27 protein-coding genes, 1 tRNA gene and 1 other RNA gene are annotated in these 25,605 nt (G+C 63.0%); 18 read left to right on the forward strand and 11 right to left on the reverse strand.

Annotated features, from left to right (window positions below; translation table 11 throughout):
- The first annotated feature begins 94 nt into the window (after window positions 1-94).
- Window positions 95-781 carry a DUF5806 family protein gene (locus B2G88_RS15430; RefSeq protein WP_087715260.1) on the forward strand — a complete coding sequence of 229 codons (687 nt, stop codon included), beginning with the start codon at window positions 95-97 and terminating at the stop codon, window positions 779-781.
- Window positions 782-817: 36 nt separating this feature from the next.
- Here B2G88_RS15430 and B2G88_RS15435 read toward each other — a convergent pair whose 3' ends face one another.
- Entirely contained in the window at window positions 818-1,462 is a 645-nt protein-coding gene (locus B2G88_RS15435) for a DUF7529 family protein (RefSeq protein WP_054863635.1), read from the reverse strand.
- Window positions 1,463-1,547: 85 nt separating this feature from the next.
- Entirely contained in the window at window positions 1,548-2,282 is a 735-nt protein-coding gene (locus B2G88_RS15440) for a lipoyl protein ligase domain-containing protein (RefSeq protein ID WP_054863634.1), read from the reverse strand.
- A gap of 66 nt (window positions 2,283-2,348) precedes the next feature.
- Here B2G88_RS15440 and B2G88_RS15445 point away from each other — a divergent pair, with 66 nt between their 5' ends.
- On the forward strand, window positions 2,349-3,236 hold the full coding sequence (locus tag B2G88_RS15445) for a hypothetical protein (protein ID WP_054863633.1): 888 nt from the start codon (window positions 2,349-2,351) through the stop codon (window positions 3,234-3,236).
- An 8-nt stretch (window positions 3,237-3,244) separates the two neighbouring features.
- On the opposite strand, the gene B2G88_RS15450 is transcribed toward B2G88_RS15445, so the two are convergent.
- On the reverse strand, window positions 3,245-4,669 hold the full coding sequence (locus B2G88_RS15450) for a serpin family protein (RefSeq protein ID WP_087715261.1): 1,425 nt from the start codon (window positions 4,667-4,669) through the stop codon (window positions 3,245-3,247).
- Window positions 4,670-4,807: 138 nt separating this feature from the next.
- On the opposite strand from B2G88_RS15450, the gene B2G88_RS15455 reads away from it, so the two are divergent.
- The 7 genes from B2G88_RS15455 to B2G88_RS15485 all read left to right on the forward strand — a co-directional run bounded on the left by B2G88_RS15455 (window position 4,808) and on the right by B2G88_RS15485 (window position 12,166).
- A complete protein-coding gene (locus tag B2G88_RS15455) occupies window positions 4,808-5,302 on the forward strand; it encodes a PaaI family thioesterase (RefSeq protein WP_054863632.1) in 495 nt (164 codons plus the stop codon).
- Window positions 5,303-5,573: 271 nt separating this feature from the next.
- Window positions 5,574-7,472, forward strand: a complete 1,899-nt coding sequence (gene nosZ, locus B2G88_RS15460) for a TAT-dependent nitrous-oxide reductase (RefSeq protein WP_087715262.1) — start codon at window positions 5,574-5,576, stop codon at window positions 7,470-7,472.
- A 26-nt stretch (window positions 7,473-7,498) separates the two neighbouring features.
- Entirely contained in the window at window positions 7,499-8,281 is a 783-nt protein-coding gene (locus B2G88_RS15465) for a hypothetical protein (RefSeq protein WP_087715263.1), read from the forward strand.
- Entirely contained in the window at window positions 8,274-9,689 is a 1,416-nt protein-coding gene (gene nosD, locus B2G88_RS15470) for a nitrous oxide reductase family maturation protein NosD (protein WP_054863631.1), read from the forward strand. Before B2G88_RS15465 ends, nosD begins: the two co-directional genes overlap by 8 nt.
- Entirely contained in the window at window positions 9,670-10,620 is a 951-nt protein-coding gene (locus B2G88_RS15475) for an ABC transporter ATP-binding protein (RefSeq protein WP_087715264.1), read from the forward strand. Before nosD ends, B2G88_RS15475 begins: the two co-directional genes overlap by 20 nt.
- Window positions 10,620-11,564, forward strand: coding sequence for an ABC transporter permease (locus B2G88_RS15480; RefSeq protein ID WP_087715265.1), 945 nt, complete (start codon window positions 10,620-10,622; stop codon window positions 11,562-11,564). The genes B2G88_RS15475 and B2G88_RS15480 overlap by 1 nt, the downstream gene beginning before the upstream one ends.
- Window positions 11,561-12,166, forward strand: a complete 606-nt coding sequence (locus B2G88_RS15485; protein WP_054863847.1) for a nitrous oxide reductase accessory protein NosL — start codon at window positions 11,561-11,563, stop codon at window positions 12,164-12,166. The genes B2G88_RS15480 and B2G88_RS15485 overlap by 4 nt, the downstream gene beginning before the upstream one ends.
- 26 nt (window positions 12,167-12,192) lie before the next feature.
- Here the strand turns inward: B2G88_RS15485 and B2G88_RS19695 are convergent, their stop codons facing one another.
- The 5 genes from B2G88_RS19695 to B2G88_RS15495 all read right to left on the reverse strand — a co-directional run bounded on the left by B2G88_RS19695 (window position 12,193) and on the right by B2G88_RS15495 (window position 14,633).
- Window positions 12,193-12,369 (reverse strand): hypothetical protein, encoded by a 177-nt coding sequence (locus tag B2G88_RS19695; RefSeq protein ID WP_176393264.1) that lies wholly within the window; start codon window positions 12,367-12,369, stop codon window positions 12,193-12,195.
- 94 nt (window positions 12,370-12,463) lie between these two features.
- Window positions 12,464-12,631 carry a hypothetical protein gene (locus tag B2G88_RS19700; RefSeq protein ID WP_176393265.1) on the reverse strand — a complete coding sequence of 56 codons (168 nt, stop codon included), beginning with the start codon at window positions 12,629-12,631 and terminating at the stop codon, window positions 12,464-12,466.
- A gap of 174 nt (window positions 12,632-12,805) precedes the next feature.
- On the reverse strand, window positions 12,806-12,979 hold the full coding sequence (locus B2G88_RS19200; protein WP_140408882.1) for a DUF1059 domain-containing protein: 174 nt from the start codon (window positions 12,977-12,979) through the stop codon (window positions 12,806-12,808).
- Between the two features lie 13 nt (window positions 12,980-12,992).
- Complete coding sequence (locus B2G88_RS15490; protein ID WP_054863848.1) at window positions 12,993-13,406, reverse strand: carboxymuconolactone decarboxylase family protein; 414 nt, start codon at window positions 13,404-13,406, stop codon at window positions 12,993-12,995.
- Between the two features lie 642 nt (window positions 13,407-14,048).
- Window positions 14,049-14,633, reverse strand: a complete 585-nt coding sequence (locus tag B2G88_RS15495; RefSeq protein WP_087715266.1) for a cysteine hydrolase family protein — start codon at window positions 14,631-14,633, stop codon at window positions 14,049-14,051.
- Window positions 14,634-14,770: 137 nt separating this feature from the next.
- Here B2G88_RS15495 and B2G88_RS15500 point away from each other — a divergent pair, with 137 nt between their 5' ends.
- From B2G88_RS15500 to B2G88_RS15515, 4 genes are all read left to right on the forward strand, one after another.
- A complete protein-coding gene (locus B2G88_RS15500) occupies window positions 14,771-16,405 on the forward strand; it encodes an Hvo_1808 family surface protein (RefSeq protein WP_087715267.1) in 1,635 nt (544 codons plus the stop codon).
- Window positions 16,406-16,468: 63 nt separating this feature from the next.
- On the forward strand, window positions 16,469-17,989 hold the full coding sequence (locus tag B2G88_RS15505; protein ID WP_087715268.1) for an Hvo_1808 family surface protein: 1,521 nt from the start codon (window positions 16,469-16,471) through the stop codon (window positions 17,987-17,989).
- 30 nt (window positions 17,990-18,019) lie between these two features.
- Window positions 18,020-19,180, forward strand: a complete 1,161-nt coding sequence (locus B2G88_RS15510; protein WP_087715269.1) for a nicotinate phosphoribosyltransferase — start codon at window positions 18,020-18,022, stop codon at window positions 19,178-19,180.
- Between the two features lie 25 nt (window positions 19,181-19,205).
- Window positions 19,206-19,460 carry a hypothetical protein gene (locus B2G88_RS15515; protein ID WP_054863851.1) on the forward strand — a complete coding sequence of 85 codons (255 nt, stop codon included), beginning with the start codon at window positions 19,206-19,208 and terminating at the stop codon, window positions 19,458-19,460.
- Between the two features lie 139 nt (window positions 19,461-19,599).
- On the opposite strand, the gene B2G88_RS15520 is transcribed toward B2G88_RS15515, so the two are convergent.
- Window positions 19,600-20,199 (reverse strand): TIGR00296 family protein, encoded by a 600-nt coding sequence (locus tag B2G88_RS15520; protein WP_054863860.1) that lies wholly within the window; start codon window positions 20,197-20,199, stop codon window positions 19,600-19,602.
- Window positions 20,200-20,412: 213 nt separating this feature from the next.
- On the opposite strand from B2G88_RS15520, the gene rnpB reads away from it, so the two are divergent.
- Together rnpB and B2G88_RS15530 are read left to right on the forward strand one after the other, a co-directional pair.
- An RNA gene (gene rnpB, locus B2G88_RS15525) (RNase P RNA component) lies at window positions 20,413-20,883 on the forward strand.
- Window positions 20,884-21,020: 137 nt separating this feature from the next.
- Window positions 21,021-21,350, forward strand: a complete 330-nt coding sequence (locus tag B2G88_RS15530; RefSeq protein ID WP_054863853.1) for a DUF7344 domain-containing protein — start codon at window positions 21,021-21,023, stop codon at window positions 21,348-21,350.
- Between the two features lie 12 nt (window positions 21,351-21,362).
- Here B2G88_RS15530 and B2G88_RS15535 read toward each other — a convergent pair whose 3' ends face one another.
- Window positions 21,363-21,656 (reverse strand): HalOD1 output domain-containing protein, encoded by a 294-nt coding sequence (locus B2G88_RS15535; protein ID WP_176393266.1) that lies wholly within the window; start codon window positions 21,654-21,656, stop codon window positions 21,363-21,365.
- 605 nt (window positions 21,657-22,261) lie between these two features.
- Window positions 22,262-22,334 (reverse strand) — tRNA-Arg (locus B2G88_RS15540).
- Between the two features lie 292 nt (window positions 22,335-22,626).
- Between B2G88_RS15540 and B2G88_RS15545 the strand changes: the two genes are divergently transcribed.
- From B2G88_RS15545 to B2G88_RS15555, 3 genes are all read left to right on the forward strand, one after another.
- A complete protein-coding gene (locus tag B2G88_RS15545) occupies window positions 22,627-24,081 on the forward strand; it encodes a single-stranded DNA binding protein (protein WP_087715270.1) in 1,455 nt (484 codons plus the stop codon).
- Between the two features lie 64 nt (window positions 24,082-24,145).
- Window positions 24,146-24,583 carry a histone gene (locus tag B2G88_RS15550; RefSeq protein ID WP_054863854.1) on the forward strand — a complete coding sequence of 146 codons (438 nt, stop codon included), beginning with the start codon at window positions 24,146-24,148 and terminating at the stop codon, window positions 24,581-24,583.
- Window position 24,584: 1 nt separating this feature from the next.
- Window positions 24,585-25,595, forward strand: a complete 1,011-nt coding sequence (locus tag B2G88_RS15555; protein WP_087715271.1) for a histone deacetylase family protein — start codon at window positions 24,585-24,587, stop codon at window positions 25,593-25,595.
- Window positions 25,596-25,605: the final 10 nt, after the last annotated feature.

Raw genomic sequence — 25,605 nt, forward strand, 5'->3', positions numbered from 1 at the left:
GAGCGGATGCACGCGGAGTTTACGGATCGGGTCCGACAGGAGAACGACGCCCTCGAGAACAACCCTTATCTCGCGCGTGTTGGAATAGGCGGCCATGGACGAGGATGGACTGAACGCGGACCCCGCTCTCGAGGACGACCCAGCGCCGACGGACGACGCTGCTACCGCTGGCGATGACACGACGGACGAGGACGCTGCGACTGACGGGGCGATGCCCGGCGTGCCGGATCCTGAGCCCGAAGACTCCGACGTCCCCGAAGACGTCCAGAAATACGCGCGCTTCAAAAAGATGGACGGCGCGCAGTACGACCGCGTCAACGATTTCCTGCGTGACCGAACCTACGTGACCGCCCGCGAGTGGGCCATCGCCCGACTCTGTTCGGACTTCCGGACCGAAACCGGCGTCGAGATGACCAAAATCGGCGAGAATCTGCCCGAACTCGTGCCCTTCATGACCGACACCTACACGCCGCAGGCGGTCAATCAGGCCCGCTCGTCGTTCGAGGACAAAGTCCGAAAAGCCGGTGCAACCTTCCTCTACGGCGCGATGTGTGACTTCTTCACCGCCGAGGAACTCGATGACGTGATGTACGAATCGACCGAAGTTGCGAAATTCTTGCTGGAGGTCGAAGGCGTCGACCTCTCCGTTGAGGAAGAACTCGAGGCCGAAGAGCGAATCTCGAGCGTGATGCGTGAGGTGCGCGAAGCCAGCGAGGAGTTACGTGAGGCGGACGATCTCGGCGTCGATGACGACGGCGAGACAGCCGACGGGGACGAGTAGTCGGCGACTGTTGGTTGCAACGTGTGCGGTCGTTCGCTACGCTTCGCCCTTGCTGTCGCCTCTCCAGGCGCGAACGTCCGATTCCTCGAGAAACAGCGATGGATTGCCGTGTGAAAATGTGACCCACTCTTCGGCGTCGGGCGCGTCATCGGCCTCCGTTTCGGGTGTCTCGTCGGGTGCGCTGTCGGTCTCTGTTTCGGCTGCGCCATCGTCGCCCGCAGTCGACGGACGGGCGCTTACGTGAACCAGGAGTTCTTCCTCCTCGAGTGCGGTTTCGAACACTGATTGGGCGGCCGACAGCGAGTACGTCAGCGGCAGACAGATCGCCTGCTGGTTCGTCGTATCGCGTTCGACGACGAGCGCAAATCGCCTGTCTTCGCGTGGCTCTTCGACGTCCGTTGCGCGATAGTAGACCTCCGCTTCGTCGAAGGTGACGGTCTCGTCGGCCACGAGCGTCTCGAGCAGGCCATACTCGGTCTCTGAGACCTGGACGGCCAGCCCGAACCGTTCGCTTCGTTCGCTTGGAAAGACACTCAGCGGTTCGACGACGACGGTGTTCCAGTCGGTTTCGCGGTACTCGTCGGCGATTGCGCGAGCGTCTCCGAGGAGGTCAGTCCAGCGTGGGTCGGTGATCGGCGCATCGTCGGTGATCGACGACTCCGAGTCCGTTCGGCGCGTCATACCCCTCTCTGATGAGACCAAGCCCGAAAACAGTATGCCCGGCGGCAGCGCTCGACAGTTGCTCGTCACCGTGGCTCCGTTAGCGCTAATCCGCACGTAACGAGTCGACTGACACGATGTGTGTCTCACTCTCGTCTCCGATGAGCGCCGCCTCGAGTGTCTCTCTGAGATGGTCGTGGTCAACCTCAGCGTCACCGCTAGCGTCGGCGATGGTGCCGACAGTCGCCGGTCGAAATGGAACCTCGAGATCGGCGTACACTGACTCGAGCACCGTCGCGAGGACCTGGCGCGAGTCGACGAGGACGATGCCGGCGGTGATCGCGGCGTCGTTGCGCACGCGCTGGGCGATGCCGACGAGCTTTTGTTGCGAATCCGCGGCGTCGGTCGCTTTCGGCCGCGCCGACAGCGAGTGCGCGCCCGGACAGAACGACCCGTCGGGTTCGCCACGCTCGAGGTCGATACCCGCCTCCGAGAGCCCAGACACGACGGCTCTCGTTACTCGCTCGTAGCGCTCGTCCGTCCCGCGCCGAAAATCCGCGACGGGTTCGGCGCGGGCGAACGCGAGCGTCGTCTCGCCGTCGTAGGCGACTGCTCGGCCGCCGACATTGCGCTCGACGGGTGTAAACCCCGCCTCGAGTGCCCTCTTGCGAGCGCGTTCGTAGCCCGAACTGTGGCGATCTCGTCTCCCGAATGCGACCTGTCGGTGAGGGGTCCAGACGCGAATCGCGGGTTCGCCGGCCGCGGCGATCTCGAGCAGGCGCTCGCTCGCCGTCCGGTCGGCGTCGATTGTTCGCGCGCATCCGCGGACCACCCGAACCATGGGCTGTCTTCGGGTCGATGCGCCTAAACGCTCCCGCTGCCCATCCGCAAGCGAGGATCGAACCCGATGGATGCCATCACGCTGTCACAGGCTGTGCTCTCGCAGTACGCGCGTTTCTCGCTGTATAACTCGCCGTACCCTGCCCACGATGCGGGCTGTGCAATCGATCTGTATCCCGGCACGCTGCGTGACGGCCGAACGACGACCGCACCGAGCCCCATCTCTGGGGTCGTCCGCGAGACGAAAACGGTTCGTGCGCCGTCGAAACCCTACGCGCCCGACCACGACCATCTGATTCTGCTCGAGCCGACCGATCCTGCAGACGTCGCGGTCGCCGACTCGCTTGAGGAGCTAACCATCCGAATTCTTCATGTTGACCCAACCGTTGAGGCCGGCGACGCCGTTTCCCGCGGCGACTCGCTCGGACGACTCGTCCGCGCCGGCTTCTTCGCCCCGTGGGTTGACAACCACCTCCATGTCGGCATCCGCGGCCCCGACCAGAACCCCTACCGCGCGTCGGGGTCGCTCCCACTCGAGGTTGGGGTCGATCTCTACCCGCTCGAGTGGGACGGCACGGGAACAGTCGTCGAGACTGGTGAGACGTACGCGGTTCTCGACGCGCCCGAGAACTCGCAGCCCGACGGCACGTTCGTGGGAATTGCCAGCGACGCGGGCGGCGTTCTCGACGGCGGCGTGCCACACTACGACGGCGGCGGACTCCTTGGCGGTCCCGACGCCAGCACGGTCTCGCTCAACGGCGACCGTCTCGGCACTGGTGACGGCCGCACAATCGACTGGGACGACGTGACCGTGACGGCCAACGGCGAGCCGATCACCGGACTCTCGTTTTTCTGCGCTCGAGACGACAATTTCGGGGCGAAACTGATCTGTCCCGAGCGCTCGCTCGAGTGTGGCGAGGACGTCCGCGTTCGTGTTCGACCGACGGCAGAGTAATCGACGAATCAGTCGTCTTGGAGCGTCTCGCCGTCGACGACCCGACCCCAGAACAGCGGCGTCTCCGTGGGTTGGTCGCGAATGTAAAAGAGGAACGGCCGGTCGACGGTCATCTCGACGTGATCTGCGGGCGCGGACTCAGTCATGATGACGGCTGTCGCCGCTGCGGCTTCGGTGCCGTCCTCGTCGACCGCAACGAAGCTCTGGTGGACGATATCGTCAATAAACAGCCCGCCGCCGTCGCCCTCGAGCATGCCGCTGAAGTCCGCACCACTGCCGAAGGCGCGTTCCATTCCCAGTTCCTGCATCGTCTCGACGAGGCTCATCTTCGATTCTATCTCGAATTTCGGCAGTGCGAGGTCGACCTGCGGACGAGACGTCTCCTCGAGCAGTTGGCCGAGGTGGTCGGTCGAGACCGATTCTTCGAACGCCTCGAACTCGCCTGCGGCGGGGAGGATGACGACCATACTCGTCTCGCCGTTCGCGTAGGGGAGTTCGACGAGCTGGTGGTCGTCCACTTCGGCGTAGCGCAACTCGGTCGACTGGTGCATCATGTCGATCTCGGTCTCCTCGCCATCCAGTCCGATGAACGTCGCTGGCTCGGTGTTTTCGGGGTCGAAGTCGTGCTCCCAGGCCGCGAGGAAGTAGATCGCGTTCGTGAGCACGAGTCTGGTCGCGGCATCGACCGATCCCTCTGGCAGGAGGTCCTCGATTCGGTCGTTCGTCTGTGCTTCGACCCAGGCGTTGATCTCCTCGCGAGCGTCGTCTGGACTGCCCGAGAAGTCGACCAGTCGCTCGCCGGCCCCGTAATAGGCCGCGAGCAACTCGAGGAAGTCGCCGTTGAGTGCCAGTCCCTCGTCGGGCCAGACCGCGTTCGCACTCGAGAGTTCGAAGCCGAGGTCGTCCTCGCTCGCCTCGTCTGCCATCCAGTCGGGCGTCTCGACTGTCGCCCCATCTTCGTTGCGCCGCTCGAATTCGGCCTCGAGCGTGCCGAAGGCGGCGTGGAGGTCCTCACCCTCGAGTTCGTAGCGAAGGGCGTTGGCCATCTCGTCGGCTGTCTCACCGCGCGCGCCGGCGTAGGTCATCGCCAGCGCGACGGAGATGCTGTAGGGTGAGACGAAGAGATTCGACTCGGGGTCGGCTTCACGCAGGTGCTCGAGGAGGGCCAGCGAGAAGTCGATGTTGCCCCGCACTTGGGTAGCGAGTGCGGCGGTGTCGATATTCGGATCTGTGACGGGATCGACCTGCGGAAAGTCGAAGTCGGCGTCGCCGTCGAACGCGGACGATGGCTCGCCGTCGTCAGGTTGGTCCGAGTCGTCAGTGGGGGAGCCGTTACCATTCCCATCGCTCGACCCGTCGTCGCTCAGACAGCCGGCCGCCCCTGCCAGCAGGGCACCGGTCAGCGCGAGGACGGTTCGTCGGTCTGCAGTCATACCGGATAGTCCGTGAAGTGGTCATATACCGTTTCTGTAGGGTAAAATCGTTCTTTGACCGTGCGCTGCCGGGAAAACGGTCGTCAACTGACGAGCCGTGTACGAGGGATAAAGGGGCTTGCTGGTGGATGAACGGCCATGACAGACGATGCGGACGATGCAGATGCCACTGATCCCGCAGCCTACGACGATATCGCCGAATTCGTCCAGTACTTTATCGACGAACACCAGGAGTTCCTCTCGTGGATCGGCACGACAGTCGACGACGTCGACAACGGAACGATGACGCTCTCGGTGCCCTACGACGAGAAACTGACCAACACGCGACCAAACGCTGACGCAAATCAGCGCGCAGACATCCACGGCGGCATCGCCGCGACGCTCATCGACACCGCCGGCGGACTCGCCCTTCGGACGGAACTCGAGCAGCCACTCGCGGGCAGCATCGCGACGATCAATTTGAACGTCAACTACCTCCGGCCGGCGACGGGCGATCTCACGGCGACAGCAACCGTGATCCGCGCGGGCTCGAGCGTCGGCGTCAGCGAGGTCACGGTCACGAGTGAGTCACCCGACGGCGACATCCGCGAGGTTGCAACGGGACAGGGAGCGTATCGGATCTTCCGCGCCTAGCGTCCGTTCGGTGACGGTGTGTCTCCATCTGTCGATACTGCACCCGCAGTGTGCGTCACTGCCGTGACCCTCTGACGCACTCGAAATATATTATTTCTTATATAGAATCCTTCTCGAGATAGCATATAAAGGATCGGCCGAACTGGTTCTGGTGGGTTACTTCCAAATGGGAATATGAAGCGTTCCTATTAGGGTATCCTCCCAATTCGCATCTGTACCGAGCACCGAGGCGTTCGAACGGTGTGATACCAAACATATCGATCAAAGGACAATGACTGACACACACGACACTGCTGGGGGGAACTCGACACGCACCGCCGTCGAAGACGACCGCGACCCGCTATTTGCACGCATTCCGAGACGCGACTTCATGAAAGCCGGTGCGGCGGCCGGGGCGATAGGATCGCTAGCCGGGTGTACGAACTTACTTGACGAGGGTGAGACCACCGCGGCAGCGGACGTCGACGCGTCGGTCCCACCCGGCGAACTCGACGAGTACTACGCGTTCCTCTCTGGCGGCCACTCCGGCGATATCCGAGTGTACGGCGTCCCGTCGATGCGCCAGATTATGCGAATCCCCGTGTTCAACGTCGAGAGTGCACGCGGCTATGGCTTCGACGACGAAACACACGAAATGCTCCAGGAGGCAGGCGGCTACACCTGGGGAGATACGCACCACCCGCGCGTCAGCCAGACAGACAACCAGTACGACGGCGAGTGGCTCTTCGTCAACGACAAAGCGAACGGCCGGATGGCCCGCATCGACCTCGAGTACTTCGAGACGGACGCGATCATCGACCTGCCGAACCAGCAGGGAACCCACGGTGCCTGTGCGCTGATGCCCGACACCCGACTCATCTTCGGCGTCGGCGAACTACGTGTGCCGATTCCTAACGACGGGCGCGATCTCGAGGATCCGAGCGAGTACGGTTCGACGCTGTCGGCGATGTCGGCGGACCCGTTCGACCACGAGTGGGACGTTCGCGTCGACTGCAACCTCGACAACGGTGACTCCGGGAAGTACGGCGAGTGGTTCTTTACGACCAGCTACAACACCGAGGAGGCCGTCACCGAGTCGGAGATGACCGCGTCTGACACGGACTACGTGGTCGCGTTCAACATCCCGCGAATCGAGGACGCGGTCGATGCCGGCGAGTTCGAGGAAATCAACGGCGTCCCCGTCGTCGACGGCACTGAAGATAGCCCGCTGAACGACGGCGACGAGCCGCTCGTTCGATACATCGACGTGCCGACGAACCCCCACGGCGTGAGCGTCACGCCCGACGGCGAGTACGCGATTGCCTCCGGGAAACTCGATCCGACCTGTACGATCATCGAGGTCGATCAGCTCAACGAGGTCGACGACGCCAACGACGCAATCGCCGGCCGAGTCAACGTCGGCAACGGGCCGCTGCACACCGCCTACGACGGTCGCGGACACGGGTATACGACCCTCTTCGTCGACTCACAGGTCGTCAAGTGGGATATCGAGGCCGCCGTCGACGCCGAGATGGGCTCGGCTGACCCCGTCATCGAAAAGCACGACGTCCACTACAGCCCCGGCCACCTGATCGCCGCTGAATCCTACACTGGCGACCCGCAGGGCGACTGGCTGATCGTCCTCAACAAACTCTCGAAGGACCGATTCCTTCCGGTTGGGCCGGTCTTCCCCGAAAACGACCAGCTGTTCTACATCGGCGACGACGACGCCGGGATGGAACTCGTCAAGGACACGCCCGCCTACCCCGAACCGCACGACGCCTCTATCGTCCGCGCCGACCGACTCGATCCCGCGTCGGTGTACGACCCCGACGACCTCGCACTCGAGTTCATTTCGCCGGACGACGAGGACAACTTCATCGAGCGAGACGGCGACCGGGTCCACGTCGAGATGTACAACGCGCGAAACACCTTCGGACTCGAGGACATCGTGGTCCAGGAGGGCGACGAAGTGACCATCCGCTCGACGAACATCGAGCAAGAAGAGGACATCCTCCACTCCGTTGCCATCCCACAGCACAACGTCAACATCAAGCTGGCACCGCAGGAAACCCGTGAGGTGACGTTTACGGCCGACGAGCCCGGCGTCTACTGGATCTACTGTGCGTACTTCTGTAGCGCACTCCACCTCGAGATGCGCTCGCGGCTGCTGGTCGAACCGGCTGACTAACACCCGCGTTCCCACCTTGTTCCGCCATGTCACAACTCACCAAACTCGCTGAACTCCGTCGCGCGCTCCCGCTCGCAGCGGCGGCGCTGCTACTCGTCGCAATCGCGCTCCCGATGTGGCGGATCACGCTCGAGGCACCCCAGTACCCCGACGGCCTGTTCGTCGAACTGTACGCCTATCCACGCCTCGAGGGCGACGTCGCCGAAACGCAGGGACTCAACCGGTACGTCGGGTTCTACTATCCGGATCCGGTTTTCCTCGAGCCGAACTACGACGTCCATCCGAACGCAATCGAGGTGCCCGAGTGGTCCGTCGGCCCGCTCGCGTTCGTCGCCGTCGCAGCCGCTGGCGTGTTCGTTGCGCTTGCACCGACCGTCCGAAAGCTGAAGCTCGGACTGACCTGCCAACTCGCCGGTACGCTTGCCGTGTTCGTCACGATGTTCGCGGCCATCCAGTACCGGCTCTACCAGGCCGGCCATACGCTCGATCCCGACGCGCCGATGCGCGGAATCGACGGCTTCACGCCGCCGCTACTGGGCACCTACGAAATCGCGAACATCAGCGGCCTCGCCTGGTTCGGCCCCGGCGGCTACCTCACGCTCGTTGCGCTTGCGCTGCTCGTAGTCGCGTTCCTGTCTCGCGATTCGGAGGCCACCCTCGGGGACGTCCCGGCGCTCGTCCGCGAGCGACTGGATCGCCTCACGGGCGACGCACACGAAGAGCCTGTCAGCAGCACCGACCCGCCATCCTCGTCGCGGCCCGACCAGACGCCGTCGCCGACAGATTCCGAGGTGAGCCGCGATGACTGACCGCGAATCCTGGCTCCTCGTCGCCGCCGTCGCGGTCCTCCTTGTCGCACTCGGTGCAGCCGTCGTCGCGGCCGACGGCCCTGCAAGCGGTACCGCGGACGCGACTATCGAGGGCTGGACACCCGACGTGGACGACCCGCGCGACGTGACGGCACCTGACGAATCGGGCGTCGCAACGCTCGAGGACCAAGCGTACGACTCCGTACAGGCTGCCGTCGACGACGCCGAACCCGGCGATACGATCACGCTCGAGGGCCGGTTCGACGAGCACGTAACGGTCGAGACGTCGGATCTCACGCTCGAGGCGGCCGACAGCGCCGTCGGGAGCGAGACCGGCACCGAGGCCGCGCTGCTCGACGGGAGCGGTGAGGGCACCGTCCTCGAGATAACGGCAGCGAACGTCACCGTCGACGGGCTCTGGGTCCGCGAGTCCGGCCCTGACCGAAGCACCGAGGACGCTGGCATCTACGTCAACGGCTCCGACGCGACGCTGTCTGACGTGCGGATCACCGAGTCGACGTTCGGTATCTGGATCACCGAAGCGACGAACGTCACCGTCGAGGACGCCGCCATCGCAGGGCGCGAAGAGATCGGCGAGTCCCAGCGGGGCAACGGAATCCATCTCGACCGTGCCGACGGCGCGCAACTGCTGGACAACGAGATTACGACCGTCCGCGACGGGATTTACTTCTCGTGGTCCGAGGACGTTCGCGCCGACGGCAACCACCTGTGGGACCTCCGCTACGGCGTCCACTACATGTACTCCGATCACAACCATCTCGAGGGCAACGTCGCCTTCGACAACGACGTCGGCTTCGCGTTGATGGTCTCACAGGACCTGACGATTGTCGACAACGTCGTCGTGAACAACGACGGGCCGAGCGGGCAGGGGATCCTCGTCAAGGACGTCGACAACTCCGAAATTCGAGACAACGCCGTCGTCGCCAACCGCAACGGGCTCTACGTCTACAACGCCCACGGGAACGAGATCATCGACAACCTCGTCCTCGAGAACGGCGTCGGAATCCACTTTACGGCCGGCAGCACCGACGAGCGCGTCGTCGGCAACAGCGTCATCGAGAACGGCGAGCAGGCCTACGCCTCGACGACCTCGCAACTGGCCTGGAACGACACCGACGGCGGCAACTACTGGTCGGACGCCCGCGCGAGCGACCTCGACGGCGACGGCACCAGCGCGGTCCGCCACCAGCCCGCAGGCACCGTCGAGCAACTCGTCCGTGAGCAGCCCCAGGCCGCCGTCTTCGCCGAAAGCCCGGCGTTCGATGCCGTCCGCATGGCCGAGAGTTCGTTCCCGATCCTCGAGTCACCCGGCGTCGTCGACCACCGACCGCTCGCCGAACCACCACACGACAACTGGAGAGAGTACTATGCAGATCACGATTACTGACGTACACAAGCGCTACGGCGACGTCGTCGCACTCGAGGGACCCTCGTTCGAGATTCCATCGGGGTCGACGTTCGGCGTCCTCGGGACGAACGGAGCGGGAAAGACGACACTGTTCGGGTTGCTGGTCGGTCACGACCGCCCCGATGCGGGTCGGATCGAAGTCGGCGGCATCGACGTTGCCGAAGCCGGACATAGCGTCCGCGAGCGCGTCGCCTTCCTGCCCGAACACGCCGGCTTCCCGCCGGCGATGACCGGTCGGGAAGTGCTCGACGTCCACGCCCGCGTCCGGGGGCTCGAAGCGCGCGACCGACGGATCGAGGACGCCCTCGAGACGGTCGGTCTGGCCGATGCGGCCGACCGCGCGGTCTCGGGCTACTCCAACGGGATGGGCCGGCGACTCGGGCTCGCAGCGGCGCTGATTCCCGACCCGCCCGTCCTCGTTCTCGACGAGCCGACGGCCGGACTCGACCCGCGCGGCGTCGCCACGTTCCACCGGACGATTGAGCGGATCGGCCGCGAAACCGACGCAACCGTCGTCCTCTCCTCGCACGTGCTGAGCGAGGTCGAACGCCTCTGTGACGAGGTCGCCATCCTCGAGAATGGCAGTTTGCGCGCGGTCGGCTCCGTGACGGAACTGCGCGAGGAGACCGCCGACGGCCGCGTCACCGTGTCGCTGTCCCCAGCGGCTGACGCTTCCCGTGCAGACCTGCTCGAGGCCGTCCAGGGCCGCGGCGCAGTGACCGAGACGAGCGAAGGCTTCGAGGTCGTCTGCGAGCGCGACGCCGCGGTCGCCCTCTGTGGCGACCTCGAGTCCGACCTCGTCGAGCGCTTCGAAGTGACAGAGCCGGGTCTCGAGGCGGCGTTCCACGAGGCACTTCGCGACGAAAGTGACGCCCCTTCGACCGACACGGCGACGGAGGTGAGGGCATAATGTCGCCACCCGAGACTGACGCCGACCGCGGCCGAGACGCGCCCGAAGCCAGACCGGACGGCGGCTACAGCACCGCGGTCGGAACTGAGGCCGTCGAGGCAACCGACCTCGACTCGAGCGAGTCGGGCGAGTCCGGCGTCTGGTACCGCCAACTGTTGGTCGTCGCCGAGACGGAGTACCGCCTCGCGGTTCGCAGCCGGTGGGCGGTCGCGCTGATCGCCATCTTCGCCGCGTTCGCGCTCGGGCTGACGACCTTCAGCGGCGCGAGCGTGAGCCCGGCTGGCTTCGAGCGGACCGTCGCCAGTCTGGCCGTCCTCGCGGTCTACCTCGTGCCGCTGGTCGCGCTCGCGTTCGGCTACGACGTCGTCGTCGGCCGCGAGGAAAGCGGCTGGCTCCAGACGTTGTTCTCGCTGCCGGTGGATCGCGCCTGGATCGTCGTCGGCGCGTCGCTGGGACGGGCCATCGTTCTCGCGAGCGCGACGATCATCGGCTTCGGGATCGCCGGCGGCTTCCTGCTCCTCGAGTTCGGCCTGGCCGGGTTCGACGCCTACGTGGCCTTCCTGCTCGCGACCGTCGGCCTCGCGCTCGCGTTCCTCGCGCTTGCCGTCCTCGTCTCGACGCTGGCCCGCGAGAAAACGCACGCGCTCGGCATCTCCCTGCTCGCGTGGGCGTGGTTCGTCCTCGTCCACGACCTGCTCGCACTCGGCGTCATTTCTGCCCTCGAGCTGTCGGACGCGGCCGTCTCGGTGATGCTACTCGCGAACCCGACCGGCGTCTTCCGGGCGCTCGTGCTCGGGACGCTCGGCGCGGCCGGCGACGCCGGCTTTGCCTCCGTCCTTGCCGACGCCGGCCTGTCGACGCCGGTGCTCATCGCCGTCTTCGTCGGCTGGATCGTCGTGCCCATCGCCCTCGCCGCGCTCGCAATTCGGAGGCGACGACTATGACGCGCCACACTGGCGACGAACGCGCCGAACACGCCATCTCGAGTGGTCACTCACACTCGAGGCGGCGGATACTGACCGGACTCGGCGGCGTCGCGGCCGTCGCGCTCGCGGGCTGTCTCGAGGACGACGAGACCGATGCCGACGCGCCCGCGGAGCCGGTTGCCTTGACCGACGGCCAGTCCTGTGACGTCTGCGGGATGGTGATCGCAGACCACTACGGCCCCGCCGGTCAGCTGTTCTACGCCGACGGCGAACCCGACGACCGCGACGGGCCGGCGTGGTTCGACAGCCTCGCCGAACTGCTCGTCTACCACAACGAACGCGTCCAGCGCGGCTGGGAGCTTCGCGAGGCGTTCGTCACCGACTACTCGAGCGTCGACTACGACCTCCTCGAGCGCGAGGGGACGACGTACGTCTCGAGTCACGTCGAGGCGGCGGCGTTCGCGGACGCGACGGCTCTCTCCTATGTCGTCGACAGCGGGATTGAGGGGGCGATGGGCGAGGATCTGCTCCCCTTTGCCGACGAGGACGACGCCGCTGCGCTCGTCGACGAGTACGGTGGCGAGGTTCGGTCGTGGGACGAACTGACTCCCTCGGCGTGACCGTGCTTTTCAGGCGATTCCTGGGCCTACAGCTGTGAGTTCGACTGCGAGCCGTCGCCTCGAGTTGTCGACGACTCCGTGTCTCGAGCGCTGCGCCAGAGTCGACTATAGAGGAAACAGCCAATCGCCGCAACGACCAGCAAGTAGCTATAGATCACGAGTTCGATATAGTCGGGAAGTGGCGGAACCGACGCGGGGTCCATATCATGTGGAACGTTCACATGGAATATACATCTTGCCCTGTATTCGTTCACGATATATACAGACCCACGTGAGTGTCGCGAGTCCAAGAGGACCCTAGAATTTACCGGACGAGACCATCCAGTAGCGGATCACGAGATAGACGATGATGACCCCGAACGTGATCGCAAACAGCGTATCGCCGGCCATCGCCGCCGAAATCAAGGCTGCACCTGAGAGGATCATGCCGATAACGTACATCAGTTGTATGCGGCGCTCGTTCATCGACGCTCACCACCCACCACTGCAGGGACTGTCATAGCTACCTCTTCGAAGGAATCGATAAAAGTCCTCCTTCCTCGGCCTTGGGTCGGCTGCCGCCCGATGGGTGCACGCGAGAACAGACTCGAGTGCCCCTGTGACTTCGTTGGCCCCAGGTGCCCCGCCTCGAGTCTGCCCTCAGACGACTTGCAGATGGTCTTCGTGCAGTTCGTCCTCGGTGAGGTCCTGATCGTGGAACTCCCGCATGTGTTTCTGTGCCAGTTCGACCGCCTCCGTTTCGTCTTCCGATTGGATGATAAATCGGCAGGTGTCCGAGACCGATTCACAATCGAGTTTGTGTGCCTTCGACATGGTGCTCACGTGATTAGTCGTCGCCTGCGGCCGACTGCGATTGCAGGTGGGTCGCGATCTGTTCGGTTTCGTCTTTGAAGACCTCGAGGTCGTAGTCTTGGGCCTGGATGAGGGCGCTGTAGCGTGGTGTGTAACTCGCGAGGAACGAGAGTTCCGCGAGTTCTGCCTCGGTTGCGCCGTGTAGTTGGGCCGCGCCTCTGTGGAAGTGTCTGCAGTACTCACAGCCGATTGCTGCGGCCACCGCGAGCCCGACTAACTCGCGGGTCTTCGGGTCAATCGCCGTCTCGCCGAAGAGGAACCGCTTCAGGTTCGGCCACTCGTTTTGCAAGGCGTCCTCCGGGAGCGCGTCCAAATACCCCGGCATGATCCCGAACGTCTCCTCGATGTCTGTCACCGTCTCGTCGTACGGTTGCTGTTGTGTCGCCATTGGTTCTCCCCCGACTCCCCGTAGAACGGGTCGTCATACTTAGTAGCGTGGCTATTGCTACCAAGTAACAGTACCTACGACAATAGATTACTTAATGATTTTCGGCGAATTATATTCATATCCAGATCGGAGCGTCCACTTTCTCGGCCAGTCAGGACTCCTGTTTCGTCGCCGCTGGCAACACGTATTATCCCATTCTCGAGATGATATCTGGACTATGTGATGGGTGTGCCTGCGGACATCTCATCTGTAGTGCGTGACAACACGAGGGAAGACAACGTAGAACGCAACCGCAAGACCGATTCCGCTTCCAATGGCAGGGGCAAGCGTTTCTGGCCACGACTGCCCAAACCCGACAACTCCTGTCACTACTCCTCCCCCGAATGCAAGGCAAAATCCTAGAATGGCCACTCGAGATGGTGGCTGAAAAATACTATCCATAGATGAGCCGAGTCGTCGCCCAGTATAAATATATGGCACCCAACTCATATATTCGGCGGCTCATTTTGCCACCTGTACTTACGCTTCCTGCGGTCACAACGCAAGGGTTGGTGATTGTTCTATAGTAACAACTGCAACGAGTACCACACTGATCGCCGATCCGTCTGGTGCACAGATGTGCAGTGAGTGTCAGTGGCTACGCTATTCGCCGCCGAACGCCACCTCGTCGCTGGTCGTCACCTCACCGAACAGCCAGTCTGCGTGCTCGAGGGCGTACTCGTGGTGGTCGTCTTCGATTGCGCCGATGCAGTCCTCGAGCAACAGCGGGCGGAAATCGCGCAGGCCGGCACTGCCCGCGCTGTGGAGCACGCAGACGTTCGCGAGCGTGCCACAGAACAGCAGATCGCGGATGCCTCGAGCGCGTAACCAGCCCTCGAGTTCGGTCTTCTGAAACGCGTCGTACGTGTGTTTTTCGACGACGTGATCGGCCTCCTCGACGGGCAGTTCCTCGACGACCTCGGCCTCCCACGAGCCCTCGAGGACGTGTTCGCCCCACTGCTCGAACTCGTCGTAGTAGTAGGCGTCCTCGAACTGCTCGGGCGGGTGGACGTCGCGGGTGTAGATAACGGATGCGCCGGCGTCGGTTGCTTGCGCGACCAACTCACCGATTGGCTCGATGACGTCTTCGCTGCCCGGCGCGTACAGCGCCCCGTCCGGATGACAGAAGCCGTTTTGCATGTCGACAACGACGACTGCGGTTCGGTCGGCCTCGAGCTCGAGTGTCATACGCGGGGCTACGAACGCGGGTGTGAAAACGTTCGCGACGGCGGCTGTGCTCGCCGGCCATTGCCAGACTGCGCCGCTCACCGTTCGACCAGCGGTCTTTTTGCAGCCGCGTCCGTACGCTGGCCTGTTCAGACCGAATGACTCAGACGCGCACCCGTCTTCTCAGTGTCCTCGTTGTCGTCGTCGTTCTCGCCATCATCGGTGTCACAGCAGCCGGCATGGTGCCCGGCCTGCTGTCCGACGGCCCGGCCCCCGACAACGAGTCCGACGCCGAGTCGACATCCGACGACACCGCCTCCGACGCCCCTCCCGAGGACCGCCCTGACGACCCCTCGACCACCGAGACGATTGGCTACGTTGACGGCTACTGGTACGACGATGACCTCGCGGTTGACGACCAGGACGACGCCGTTGTCGACGAAGCCGACCTCGAGTCGGTGATCTACCGCTCGATGGCTCGCGTCGAAGTTATCCGCGAGTTGCCGTTCGAAGACGAGGTTCCAGTCGACGTCATCTCTCGCGAGGAGTTTCACGAAGACAGTGACGACCTCTTCGTCGACGTGACCGCCGACGAGCGCCTGCAGGAAAACGCCAACTACGAGACGCTGTTTATGGTCGAACGCGACGAGGACGCCGTCGACGCCATCGAAGCGATGTACGGCGGCACCGTCGGCGGCTACTACGACCCCGCAACCGACGAGGTCGTCATCGTCTCCGACAACCCGGAGACGCCCGAACTCGACGAAGTGATTCTCGGTCACGAACTGCTTCACGCCCTGCAGGACCAGCACTTCGACCTCTCGACGTTCGACCGCGAAACCATCGATCAGGACAACGCCAAGAACGGCCTCATCGAAGGCGATGCGGTCTGGGTCGAAACCGAGTACGAACAGCGCTGTGGGGACGAATGGGCCTGTCTCCCGCCGACCGGCGACGCCGCCGAGCCACCCGAGCCGAACTGGGGCGTCTACCTCACCGTGTTCCAGCCCTACGAGGACGGCCCCGACTACCTCGAGTCCCTGTTAGACCAGGGCGGCTGGGACGCCGTCAACGACGCCTACGACGACCCGCCTGCGAGCAGTTCCGAAGTGATCCGCCCCGGCGACGAGCGCGCCCCGGCCGATATCGCCGTCGAGGACCGCTCGAGCGACGACTGGCAGCAACTCGAGGTCAACGGCGGGGTGGCGAACGAAACCGTCGGCGAGGCCGGCATGGTCGCGATGTTCGGCGCTGGCGCACTCGAGACGGGCGAGCCAACGGTGATCGACCAGTCCGCACTCGTCGGCTTCGACCCCAGCCTCGAGTACGATCACGCCGTAACTGACGGCTGGGCTGGCGACGAACTCGTCACCTACGTCAGCGATGATGGTCTCGCGGCCGAGGACCCGCTCGACGCCGTTTCCCACACCGGCTCCGTCTGGGAAACCCGCTGGACCTCGAGCGAGGACGCCGAGCAGTTCTACGAGGGCTATCTCTACCTGCTCGAGGGCTACGGCGCAGAACCCGTCGAGGACCGACAGGACACCTACGAAATCGAGGGCGACGCCTACCCTGGGGCGTACTATCTCGAGCATAGCGACGACGGCGACGGCGAGACGGTGACCATCGTCCGCGCGCCGTCGGTTGACGCACTCGAAGACATCGACGAGGGCGCTGCACCCGCGAGCGAGGATGCACTTACGGCCGGTCTGCTTTCACCTGTTGAGCCTGCCTCGCTGACACTGGCGGCCGTCTCATCTCACACGGGCGATGCTGGCGGCCTGCACCCGTGACGTCGGTGTTCTGCCAGCCGCCGGAGCGATGGACCTTTCCTCACCCCGTCGAATGCACCGGGTATGACGCGACTCAGGCTTTTCGCAGTCGTCTTTCTCGTCGTCCTCGCGGGCTGTTCGGTACCCGGCGCGCTCGACGAGTTCGACGACGACCGCGAGGCCGGCCACATCGGCACCTACGCGTACGACGATGTTTTCGAGTTCGACGGCAGTGAGGGGCTGACCGAATCCGAACTCGAGGCCGTCAAATACCGGGCAATGACGCGGATCGAAGTCATCCGCGGGCTGCAGTTCGATCATGACGTCGATCTCGAGGTGATCGACAGAAGCGAGTATCGCACCCAGCGCGGCGAGAGCCCGCCAGCCTCGGCGTTCGAGAACGAACTCTGGCGCGGGATGTTCGTCGTCGACGGCGAGACGGACGTCAATCAGGCGCGCGATACGCTCTACGGTGGGGCGGTACAGGGATACTACACCAACAACCGCATCGTCATCATTACGGACGACACTGACGAGATTCGCGTCAATCGCGACACGCTCGTCCACGAACTCGTCCACGCACTCCAGGATCAGCGATTCGGCCTCGAGCGGACGGGCGAGACGCTCGACGCCCAGCGCGCGGAAACGGGTCTGATCGAAGGCGAGGCGAACTATCTGCCACACCTGTACGCCGAGCGCTGTGACGACGACTGGCAGTGTCTCCCCGAAATCGGCGCGCCGGCAGATGCCGAACTCGAGGCAGACGATGAGGTTGATCCGGACGAGAGCGGTGACGACGCCGACGCCAGTGCTGACGCGGGTGACCTCGAGAGCCAGCCGTTCAACGTCGGCCTGTTCCTCTCGATTTACGCGCCCTACTCCGAGGGGCCAGCGTTCGTCGAGGCGCTTCACGACCGTGAGTCCGACTGGGGCGGCGTCGACCGCGCCTACGACGACCGACCGGCGAGTACCTCACAGGTGATCCATCCCGAGCGGTATCCCGACGATGAACCGGTCACCGTGACGATTCCGGACCGCTCGAGCGACGAGTGGGAGCCGGCAACTATCGGGGATGGGATGGCACAAACTGAGACGGTCGGCGAGGCCACGATCTTCGGTGCGCTCTGGACGAACGGCGCAATCGACCGGCCGCTGACGGAGGGTGCAACGACGCTCTCGCCGTACAACTATTCGGCCCCAGAAACCGACGGCTGGGCTGGCGATACGTTCCAGGTGTATCACGATACCGCCGACGAGAACCGGACTGGCCACGTCTGGGAACTCGCCTGGGAGAGCGCTGCCGACGCCGACGAGTTCGCCGGCGCCTACCGAACTGTGCTCGAGACCAACGACGCCGAGCGGGTCGACGACGCGACCGGCGAGACGTATCGAATCGCCGACGGCGATGCCTTCGCGGGTGCGTACCGGCTTGCTGTCAGCGACGACACCGTCACGATCATCGGCGCGCCCACTGTCGATGATCTCGAGTCGATTCACGCCAGCGACTCGGTGGCCACGGCTGCGCTAGCTGGTGATCACAGCCACCCATCGGCCGCCCCGGCGACGGCCGCAACCTCGATGGCGTCATCGATGGCAGACGGGTAGCTTTTTTGCGTCAGGCGGAAAGTCGCCCGTATGTCACCACCGTTCGATACCGTCCCTGACGACGCAATTCTCGAGGGGCGTGCGACGGACGCCTACTTCGAGCGCACCCGGACGACGCTCGAGCACACCGGCAAGAATCCCCACGTGGTCGCCGAAGTAACTGCCGACCAGTTCCCAACGGGCGCGTTCGAGGTTTTCACGGGTATCAAAGACGTGGCGACGCTGTTCGAAGGCCGCGACGTCGATATCGACGCGCTCCCGGACGGGCAACTGTTCGACGGCGGCCCCGTCATGCGAATCGAAGGGTCGTATCTCGAGTTTGCCGAACTCGAGACGTCACTGCTTGGCTTTCTCTCACAGCCGAGTGGCTTCGCGACGGCCGCACTCGAGGCGCGACTGGCCGCGCCCGACTCACAGGTGCTGTCGTTCGGTGCGCGCCACGTCCACCCCGCAATCGCCCCAACGGTCGAACGCGCCGCGTTGCTCGCCGGATTGGATGGCTTCTCACACATCGCCGCGGGCGAGGTGCTCGAGCGCGAACCGGGCGGGACGATGCCCCACGCGCTCATGTTCTGCTTCGGTGAGGGGAATCAGGCAGAGGCCTGGACGGCCTTCGACGAGGCCGTTCCCGCAGACGTCCCCCGAATCGCACTCACCGACACCTTCTGGGACGAAAAAAGCGAGAGTCTGCTGGCCGCTGAGACGCTCGGCGACGACTTAGACGGCGTCCGCATCGACACCACCGGCTCCCGCCGCGGCGACTTCAGACACATCGCTCGAGAGGTCCGCTGGGAACTCGACGCGCGCGGCCACGAGGACGTCGATATCTTCTGTAGCGGCGGCCTCGAGCCCGAGACGATCCGCGAACTGCGCGACGTCGCCGACGGCTTCGGCGTCGGCAGTCACATCACCGGCGCACCATCCGTCGACTTCAGCCTCGATATCGTCGAACTAGATGGCGAACCGGTCTCCAAGCGCGGCAAACTCTCCGGCGTCAAAGAGGTCTATCGAACCGCAGACGGCGGTCACCACGTCGCACTGGCGAATCAAGAGGGGCCCGACGATGGGGAGGCACTGCTCGAGCCACTCATTCGCGGCGGCGAAATCGTCCGGGAGTTTGATCTCGAGGACGCAACTGAACGTTGTCTGGCTGACGCTGACGCGGTTGGATTCAACGAATCAACGGATTGAACACTCTGGACTCAATCGATCCGATATGGAATCCGCCGCTCCGTCGGACACACGGCCATCCCGGACCGACATCGCGAACCGGCTAACACTCCAACTGTTTGGCATCGGCCTTCTCGCTGTCTTGATCAGTGCGTTGGTCCCAGTTCTTCTCGGTCCGGTCGGCCCACTTGGGATGGTCCTCCTCTTGTTCCCGTACGGTCTCATCCTCTGGCTCGTCGTTCACGCTGTCTTCGCTGCGCTCGAGGATTTAATCCAGTTGAAACTCGCCGAACAATCCTGACTCGAGTCGTCACTTCGCGTCCTCAAGGATGCTGCTACAGTGGTGTAACCGACACCGTCTGTGCTATCGCATGTTCTCGACGAACGATGCCCCCATCGTTCGTCTATACTGAGTCGGACTCCCCCAGCCCCTGTTTGTCTTAGACTTCTTCGATACTGCCGTCGGCCGCGCGCTCGCGGAAGACCTGCCCTTCGAACAGCGTGACGACGACGTCGTCGTCTTGCCAGGCTCCTGGCGCGAGTTTCGCCTTCCGGCAGGTGCGATCCAGATACTCGCGTGCGCTCCAGTTGTTCTCGACTGGCACCGTCGGATAGAGCCACCCGCCCTCGCCGCCGTCGATGGCGACGCCGTGAGTTCCGACCTCGAGGTCGGCCAATGGGTCGTCCGTCAGGATGACGTTTCTGACGGTACAGACCGAGACGGTGAGATTCGACAGTTCAGAGGGACTCACTTCGGAGCCACAGGAGTCTTCGCTCGCGGCTTCGATTGCCGCGTCGACGATGACGTGGCCGAGTTGGTCGTCCGAACGGTAGCCACCAGCACACCCGCGCAGGCTGCCCCGCCCGCGCGTTGACTCGAGGCGGACGAACGCGCCCGTCCGCTCGTAGAAGGCTTCCCGCATGCTGCCTGGTTGTTCTCGTTGCCCGTGTTGTACGTAAGATTCGAGGGATTCACGCGCGAGTTCGACCGCACGTGCCCCGTCTTCATAGGAGAGGTCGACGCCCTGTCGCTGGGACATACAACAGTACATAGCAATGCCGCTCCTAAAACGCTTCCATTCGTTTCGAGAGCCAAACCACCCTCATAATCGGGGAACTTATTCACCTTCAGCCACTACAGTTGGTGGGAGAGAGAGCCTGGCTGCCGCGGCGAACGTGTCGGCGACGACGCGTTCGTTTGCTGATGGCATCCCATCGGATTGCCCAACGCTCATACAGTGGCCCATCTCATTGAGATGCGCCACGTACGCGAGGAAAGTCCCCCCACCTGTTCGGGCAGGTGACCGGACGCAAGTCCGGAGTGGGAGACCACTGGCTCTGGAACAGAAACGACACGTCTTGGCCTGACCGATGATGCGTGCGAACCCAACCGAGAGGACGGGGAGTGAACCCGCAGAGGGACACGCAGTCGTTCAGACTGTCAAGCAAGTGTGGTCGATATCGTGGTTCAAACCCACGAGTCACGAACGCGGTTCGACACGTCTCCGATGTGAGAACGTCGGGACATGAGACGACGGAAGTCGTCGACCACAGTCGGCGTGACTGGCCACACTTCGACGGCCAAGGATCGATGGAACGGCGAATCCTCACCGGTGCAAGTCCATGCCGTGGTAGCCCGAACACCCCACGGCTCGCTGTGAGCCGTGGACGGCGTGGACGCTTAGCCAAATGCCGGGATGAACAGAAGGGGGCTTACTCCTCTCACCCAGTTTTACGTGTATAGCACACGCCCTACTGCCGCCTATACTATGAGTCACGTCTATCGATTCTCCGCGCAGCACTCGCCCCAAATATATTTGGAACGAGGCTTTTGCACCCATAGTCTACTATACGGATACGAATGGAAACCGACGATATCTTCACCCTCCTCTCGAACGCGGATCGGCGTTGCGTCCTCGAGACACTGTATGAACGCGGTCCAATGACAGTTGACGAACTCGCCACCGAACTCGCATCCACCCCATCTGGGGCATCTGCTGACGTTGACCAACACGTTGCAGTTTCCCGTGCGAAAATCAGTCTCATCCACCAGCACTTGCCGCAGCTAGCCGACTACAGCGTTATCGACTATGCCGGTCCCGATGGCTCCGTCTCGCTCGAGAAAATCGACGAACTCGAGGACTACCTTGACGCCGGAGTGGCGCAGTCCCCGCTCGCAGCGATGCAGTAACGACGAAAACGGCTACTCGGTCGCCGAGACGATAATGCGGTCGCCACCCTCGATAGCAATGTGGTAGTCGGCATAGAAAAAGGCCATCTCGAGGCCGGCTCCCTCGCGCTGGCGGTCGAACAGCGTATTGAGGGCGTCCGGATCGATGCTGTCATACAGCGGTGGCAATTCGATGGGATCCGTTCCAGTGGCTGTGGCAACGGCGTCGATAACGGCTTCAGTAACCGACTGTTCGTCTGCAATATCGTATCGTACAAGAGTTCCTGCGGTGCCCGTTGATCCAGTCTGAGTGAGTGCAGATTCCATACGGCTTCTGCCTGAAAGGCAACATCCTTGTATATAACGGTACCTAAATCCGCGCATCTAACACATTAATAATTATAATAGTGGCGGTTGCCCAGCTCTATTCCACTTTTTTGAAGCGGTTAGTGGCAGTGTACAGGACCTTCGTTTTGCGGATTCAATTTTGCTCTCGAGATTGTTTTCTATTTATAAGTGTCCTCGTTGCTAACTGTCCTCCTGTTGTTGTCATGTTAGAACTGTTCCAGGCGTGCAGCGTAATCGCATCTAGGCTGCAACTTATCTGCTCAAATCTCCGCGTCAGAGTTGCCTTTAGCACAGATTCTTCGCTTCGCTCGGCGTTGTTGTGTCGGTGAAAACGTCCTGACGGAGTCTTACGCGAACGCAGTGAGCGTAAGGCACGTCAGGACCGAACCAAAAGCGAGTGCTGAACAACGTGAAGCACTCGCGATAAGTGAGCGTCCTGACGGAGATTTGAACTCGCCAAGATGTTCCGGGCGTGCGGCGCAAAGCGCCGTTCCGGGCTGCAACTTGTCTGCTCAAATCTCCGCGTCGGAGTTTCCTTCAGCACGGACTGCTCGCTACGCTCGCAGTATTGTGCTGAAGAGAAACGTCCTGACGGAGATTTGAACTCCGGTCCCTGGCTCCGCAAGCCAAGAGGATAGTCCACTACCCTACCAGGACTCATCTATTCGTAACCGGGGGACTATTAAAGCACTTTCGAAAGGGCTTCCCACTGAGGGTTGGGGGCGACAGCCATGGGTCACGTGGGCATGCGATCACTCGAGGCCTCCAGAGCTATCCTCGAGATGTACTCTCCACCACAGGCGCGGTTTTATATACGAAGGCGGGACCAACGGAGGCATGACCGCGACTGGTGATGGGTGTGGCGACGCCCGACTGCGACGCTCGAGGGGGGTGCGTTCACGCCGAATGGGCAATGTTTATGCGCGGGCTACCCATGCACGAGCATAGAATGAGCGACATCGAGGGCGTATATGAGGACCTCGAGGCCGACGTTTCTCTCGAGGAGTTTCGCGAGGCCGTCGAGGAGAAAGTCGAGCAGATGGGGGGACTCGCGGATGAGGAGACAGCGGCGATGCTCATCGCTCACGAGGTCGGCGAGAGCGAGGTTGGTGGCATCGCGGATATCGAACCCGGCATGGAGGAAGCAAAGTTCGTCGCCAAGGTACTCTCGATTGGCGAGGTTCGGACCTTTGACCGCGACGGTGAGGACGAAGATGGCCGCGTCGTCAACGTCGAAGTCGCAGACGAAACTGGCTCCGTGCGAGCGGCCTTTTGGGACGAACACGCCGAAGCCGCCATCGAGGAACTCGAGGAGGGACAGGTTCTGCGGGTCAAGGGCCGCCCCAAGGAGGGCTTCAGCGGCGTCGAGATCAGCGTCGATCAGGTCGAACCGGATCCGGATACGGAGATCGACGAGGTGCAGGTGTCGGATACCCATACCGTCGAGAGTCTCTCGCTTGGACTGTCGAACGTGAATCTCGTGGGACTCGTCCTCGACACCGGCACCGTCCGAACCTTCGACCGTGATGACGGCTCCGAGGGCAAGGTGTCGAATCTCGTCCTCGGCGATTCGACCGGGCGCGTGCGCGTCACGCTGTGGGATGAGCAGGCAGAGCTCGCGACCGAGTTCGACCCCGGTGTCACCGCGGAAGTCGTCGATGGCTACGTCAAAGAACGCGATGGCTCCCTCGAACTCCACGTTGGCAACCGTGGCGCAGTCGAAGAAGTCGACGAGGACATCGAGTACGTTCCTGAAAGCACACCTATCGAAGACATCGAGATCGGACAGACGGTCGACCTTGCGGGTGTCGTCCGCTCTGCAGATCCAAAACGCACGTTCGACCGGGATGACGGCTCCGAAGGACAGGTTCGGAATATTCGCGTCCAGGATGCAACCGGAGACATCCGCGTCGCAATGTGGGGTGAAAAAGCCGATATCGATATCGGACCCGGCGACGAGGTCGCCCTCGGTGACGTCGAGATCCAGGACGGTTGGCAGGACGATCTCGAGGCTTCTGCGGGCTGGCAGTCGACGATTACGGTCCTCGAGTCCGAGGCTGACGCGGCCTCGAGCGGAAACGACGACGCCAGTCCTGGCAGCAACAACGCAGGGCTGTCCGCGTTCGCTGGCGATACTGCCGATTCCAGCGACGAAGCCGACGATTCGGCGACCACTGATTCTGATGGCGAGTCCGACTCTGCTGCCAGCGATGACGACGCCCCTGCTGACGGCGCGGAAACCGAGTTCACCGGCGTCGTCGTGCAGGCTGGGGACCCGGTCGTTCTCGATGACGGCGAAACGACGATGAGCGTCGCGACCGACGCGGATGTCGGTCTTGGCGAGGAAGTGACCGCTCGTGGGGTCGTCCGTGAGGGCCGTCTCGAGGCAAATAACGTGTTCTGAGCGGCCGAAACACCCTCGAGCGCCTAGGAAAAGCGTTAAGGGCGTTTACTTCGCCTAGCATGATATGAACGTCGAACTCCCGTTTGCCCCGGTTGATACGATCATCCGGCGGAACGCGGGCGATCTTCGGGTGAGTGCCAGTGCGTCGAAGGCACTCGCATCACGGATTCAAGAACGTGGTAGTGAACTCGCAGTCGATGCCGCCGAGGAGGCGACTGCGGATGGCCGAAAGACGCTGATGGCGCAGGATTTCGGCGTCGGAGCGGTCGTCGACAAGGACGATCTCGAGTTGCCGGTCGCACCCGTCGACCGGATTGCTCGACTGGATATCGACGATCAATATCGCGTCTCGATGGACGCCCGTGTGGCCCTTGCGGACATTCTCGAGGATTATGCGGACAACGTTGCCAGAGCGGCGGCGATCCTCGCTCACCACGCGGATCGACGGACCATTACTGACGACGACATCGAGACGTACTTCTCGCTATTTGAGAGAAAGTGACATGCAATTTGGTTACAGCGAGGTCTGTCTCGAGCACGACCCTGGGCCACGACATCCAGAGACACCCGACCGATTGCGTGCGATTCGTGAGCGACTGAAGCGCAAACACGGGGTCGAGTACGTCGATGCCGGTCCTGCTGACCTCGAGACAATTGCTGCCGTCCACGACCGTGAGTACGTCGAGTCAGTCGAGGAGTTCTGTGCTGATGGGGGCGGGGACTGGGATCCTGATACGTCCGCTGTCGAAGCAACTTGGGACGCGATTCAACACAGCACCGGACTCGCCTGTTGGGCAGTTGATGCCGCACTCGAGGGTGCATCTGGACGGCAGACGCCGTTTTCGCTCGGCCGTCCGCCGGGCCATCATGCCGTCTACGACGACGCGATGGGGTTTTGCTTTGCGAACAATGCCGCGATTGCGGCCCAGCATGCACTCGACAGCGACGACTTCGACGTTGAGCGCGTCGCAATCGTCGACTGGGACGTCCACCATGGTAACGGGACGCAGGATATCTTCTACGACCGTGATGACGTCGTTTTCGTCTCGCTACACGAGCAGGGGCTGTATCCGGGCACTGGCGACGTGGACGAGACCGGCGAGGGTGCGGGCACGGGAGCGACGATGAACTTCCCACTGCCAGCCGGCACTGGGGATGCCGCCTACCTCGCCGCGGTCGATGGACCGATTACGACCGTCCTCGAGGACGCCGATATCGATCTCCTGCTGGTCAGTGCGGGGTTCGACGCTCATCGCCACGACCCAATCTCTCGGATTCGACTCTCGACGGAGGCATACGCCTTGCTGACCGACCGACTCCGTGCGGTCGCAGACGAGTGTAACGCCGGACTGGCGTTCGTGCTCGAGGGTGGCTACAGCCTCGATGTCCTCGCAGACAGCGTCGCGATGGTCCACGAGACGTTCGACGGTCGGGAGCCAATCGAACCGAATGGCGACTTCAGCGACGACGCCGCTGCGGTCATCGAGGACGTGGCCGATGCTCACGGGCTATAGTACCAGTTCG

The sequence above is a fragment of the Natronolimnobius baerhuensis genome, assembly GCF_002177135.1.
Taxonomy (GTDB): domain Archaea; phylum Halobacteriota; class Halobacteria; order Halobacteriales; family Natrialbaceae; genus Natronolimnobius; species Natronolimnobius baerhuensis.

Bases quoted from the DNA above. Each gene is read 5' to 3' on its own strand.
- B2G88_RS15430 (WP_087715260.1), top strand. From the start codon at position 95: ATGGACGAGGATGGACTGAACGCGGACCCCGCTCTCGAGGACGACCCA.
- B2G88_RS15435 (WP_054863635.1), bottom strand. From the start codon at position 1,462: ATGACGCGCCGAACGGACTCGGAGTCGTCGATCACCGACGATGCGCCG.
- B2G88_RS15440 (WP_054863634.1), bottom strand. From the start codon at position 2,282: ATGGTTCGGGTGGTCCGCGGATGCGCGCGAACAATCGACGCCGACCGG.
- B2G88_RS15445 (WP_054863633.1), top strand. From the start codon at position 2,349: ATGGATGCCATCACGCTGTCACAGGCTGTGCTCTCGCAGTACGCGCGT.
- B2G88_RS15450 (WP_087715261.1), bottom strand. From the start codon at position 4,669: ATGACTGCAGACCGACGAACCGTCCTCGCGCTGACCGGTGCCCTGCTG.
- B2G88_RS15455 (WP_054863632.1), top strand. From the start codon at position 4,808: ATGACAGACGATGCGGACGATGCAGATGCCACTGATCCCGCAGCCTAC.
- nosZ (WP_087715262.1), top strand. From the start codon at position 5,574: ATGACTGACACACACGACACTGCTGGGGGGAACTCGACACGCACCGCC.
- B2G88_RS15465 (WP_087715263.1), top strand. From the start codon at position 7,499: ATGTCACAACTCACCAAACTCGCTGAACTCCGTCGCGCGCTCCCGCTC.
- nosD (WP_054863631.1), top strand. From the start codon at position 8,274: ATGACTGACCGCGAATCCTGGCTCCTCGTCGCCGCCGTCGCGGTCCTC.
- B2G88_RS15475 (WP_087715264.1), top strand. From the start codon at position 9,670: ATGCAGATCACGATTACTGACGTACACAAGCGCTACGGCGACGTCGTC.
- B2G88_RS15480 (WP_087715265.1), top strand. From the start codon at position 10,620: ATGTCGCCACCCGAGACTGACGCCGACCGCGGCCGAGACGCGCCCGAA.
- B2G88_RS15485 (WP_054863847.1), top strand. From the start codon at position 11,561: ATGACGCGCCACACTGGCGACGAACGCGCCGAACACGCCATCTCGAGT.
- B2G88_RS19695 (WP_176393264.1), bottom strand. From the start codon at position 12,369: ATGGACCCCGCGTCGGTTCCGCCACTTCCCGACTATATCGAACTCGTG.
- B2G88_RS19700 (WP_176393265.1), bottom strand. From the start codon at position 12,631: ATGAACGAGCGCCGCATACAACTGATGTACGTTATCGGCATGATCCTC.
- B2G88_RS19200 (WP_140408882.1), bottom strand. From the start codon at position 12,979: ATGTCGAAGGCACACAAACTCGATTGTGAATCGGTCTCGGACACCTGC.
- B2G88_RS15490 (WP_054863848.1), bottom strand. From the start codon at position 13,406: ATGGCGACACAACAGCAACCGTACGACGAGACGGTGACAGACATCGAG.
- B2G88_RS15495 (WP_087715266.1), bottom strand. From the start codon at position 14,633: ATGACACTCGAGCTCGAGGCCGACCGAACCGCAGTCGTCGTTGTCGAC.
- B2G88_RS15500 (WP_087715267.1), top strand. From the start codon at position 14,771: ATGACTCAGACGCGCACCCGTCTTCTCAGTGTCCTCGTTGTCGTCGTC.
- B2G88_RS15505 (WP_087715268.1), top strand. From the start codon at position 16,469: ATGACGCGACTCAGGCTTTTCGCAGTCGTCTTTCTCGTCGTCCTCGCG.
- B2G88_RS15510 (WP_087715269.1), top strand. From the start codon at position 18,020: ATGTCACCACCGTTCGATACCGTCCCTGACGACGCAATTCTCGAGGGG.
- B2G88_RS15515 (WP_054863851.1), top strand. From the start codon at position 19,206: ATGGAATCCGCCGCTCCGTCGGACACACGGCCATCCCGGACCGACATC.
- B2G88_RS15520 (WP_054863860.1), bottom strand. From the start codon at position 20,199: ATGTCCCAGCGACAGGGCGTCGACCTCTCCTATGAAGACGGGGCACGT.
- B2G88_RS15530 (WP_054863853.1), top strand. From the start codon at position 21,021: ATGGAAACCGACGATATCTTCACCCTCCTCTCGAACGCGGATCGGCGT.
- B2G88_RS15535 (WP_176393266.1), bottom strand. From the start codon at position 21,656: ATGGAATCTGCACTCACTCAGACTGGATCAACGGGCACCGCAGGAACT.
- B2G88_RS15545 (WP_087715270.1), top strand. From the start codon at position 22,627: ATGAGCGACATCGAGGGCGTATATGAGGACCTCGAGGCCGACGTTTCT.
- B2G88_RS15550 (WP_054863854.1), top strand. From the start codon at position 24,146: ATGAACGTCGAACTCCCGTTTGCCCCGGTTGATACGATCATCCGGCGG.
- B2G88_RS15555 (WP_087715271.1), top strand. From the start codon at position 24,585: ATGCAATTTGGTTACAGCGAGGTCTGTCTCGAGCACGACCCTGGGCCA.